The sequence below is a fragment of the Nonomuraea sp. K271 genome (assembly GCF_009908215.1).
Classification (GTDB): domain Bacteria; phylum Actinomycetota; class Actinomycetes; order Streptosporangiales; family Streptosporangiaceae; genus Nonomuraea; species Nonomuraea longispora.
The window spans coordinates 1-1,959 of record NZ_JAAAHR010000356.1 but is presented as its reverse complement, the minus strand read 5'-3'; the positions used below and the strand labels follow the sequence as shown (position 1 = coordinate 1,959).

At 65.7% G+C, this 1,959-nt stretch carries 1 protein-coding gene; it reads right to left on the bottom strand.

Annotated features, from left to right (window positions below; genetic code table 11):
* Window positions 1–90 precede the first annotated feature (90 nt).
* The gene (gene ltrA, locus GUY59_RS46865; RefSeq protein ID WP_138208827.1) at window positions 91–1,338 is read right to left on the bottom strand and encodes a group II intron reverse transcriptase/maturase; all 1,248 of its coding nucleotides are present in this window, start codon (window positions 1,336–1,338) and stop codon (window positions 91–93) included.
* Window positions 1,339–1,959: the final 621 nt, after the last annotated feature.

Genomic DNA, 1,959 nt, shown 5'->3' with positions numbered 1-1,959 from the left:
CGCCGGGTGGCCCGGAGGAGTCTCACCTCCGGGCTCCCACAGAACGGAGCGTGACGATCTCTCGTCACTCCGCTCGTCTCATCCAGTCCGTCAGAACTCGGTCATGTAAGCCCAGTGTGCGAACAGGGTCGGCTGCCGTTGCAGGAGCCCGGTCCACCACCGTTGGGCCTTCTTGAACGACCGCAACCGTTTGAACTTCCGTCGCGCCCAACGCACCAGGTAGGTGTTGATGCGCTTGAGGAAGACGTTCAGCGCGGTCCGGTAGAACTTGCCGTAGTAGGCGATCCAGCCGCGAATGACCGGATTCATCCAGCGGGCCAGTTCTCCCAGATCGCTGGTGGTGCGCAGATGGATCCGCCAGGATCGCAGCTCGGCGCCCATCTTCTTGAGGGCGTCCTTGCTGACCGCGGGCAGGAACGCCGAGAAGATCGCCGTCCTGTCCCGGGTCGGGGCTTTCCTGGCCCGGAAGGTGTAGCCCAGGAACGTGAACGCCGTCTCCTCATGATCGAGACGGCGGTTACGGTCCCTGCAGTACACGATCTTCGTCTTGGCCGGGTGGAGTTCCAGCCCGACCTGCTCCATGCGCGTCTCCAGCGCGGCCAGCACTTCTCGTGCCCGCCGCTCGGTCGCGCAGTGCACCACCGCGTCGTCAGCGAACCGCTCGAACTCCACGGCCGGGAACTCGCGTTCCAGCCAGGAGTCGAACGCATAATGCATGAACAGGTTCGCCAGGACGGGGGAAATCGCCGAACCCTGCGGGGTTCCCCGGTCCCGTTCCGCGAGCCTGCCCTCGGTGGTGAGGATCGGCGCGGCCAGCCACCGGCGCACATACAGCACGATCCACCGCTGCTGATGCGTGGTGTTGACCGCCACCGCCTTGATCATCAGATCCCATGGCACGCTGTCGAAGAATTTGCGGACATCCAGGTCGATGACCCAGTCCTTCTCCCAGCAGCGTCGGCGGCATCGGGCCACCGCATCCAGCGCCCCACGCCCGGGCCGGTAGCCGAACGAGTCGTCATGGAAGATCGACTCGGTCCGAGGCTCCAGCGCCAGCGCGGCCACGGTCTGCGCCACCCGATCGGCCACGGTCGGCACGCCCAACACGCGCGTCCCGCCCGGCTTGGGGATCTCCACCGCCTTCACCGGCGGGGGAAAGTAGGTCCCCGACGACATCCGATTCCAGATCTTGTAGAGGTTGTCCCTCAGATCGACCTCGAACGCCTCGATGGACTGCCCATCCACCCCGGCGGCACCCTTGTTCGCCTTGACCTGCTTCCACGCCTTCCACACCAGGCGCTTGGGTATGTCGAACGGTTTCCCGCCCGGACCCGACATGCTCACCCGTCTCCTCCCGGAGCACTTCCGGTTGCTCGAACGAACATCTCCAGATGAGCCGGCCCCTTGGCTCCACCCCGATTACCAGGGCTTCATCGCTACTACGGGCCGGTCCGCCGGCGCGCGCCGCGACGGTACTCAGCACCTCCCGGTTTCCGCCGGTCGGTGCGCTCCCTCTCGCCCACCCCTTTCAACCCAGGGTCGGGCCGTGTCGGCGCACGCCTTCCCACGTTCCACACGAAAGCCGCAGACCGGGCTCACGCCACCTGCACGCCGGACACCGCCTGGCCAGTCGGCGGGCTCCCGCCAGGCTCATCCCGGGATTGCATTGAGACCCCGGTTTCGATGCCATTTCCTACTCTCAGCGCTTCAGCGGTGGTTCACTCGCGTTCGTCTTCCCGGTCCCCACCTGACGGAGTCTCACCCCCGCCTTTTCCCCGACGCTCAGCACGACAGTCTTCAGCTAACGCACCTCGGGGTGGTTTGACGCCTCCCCCCGCAGGACGACGCCGAAGGGCCACCAATCCTTCATCTTCCGTGCAGCAGCACAGCGATACGGTCCTCTCCTACCTCACAGACCGCTCCTCTCCGTGCGCGTGGCGCAACAATGCCGTTTAGATA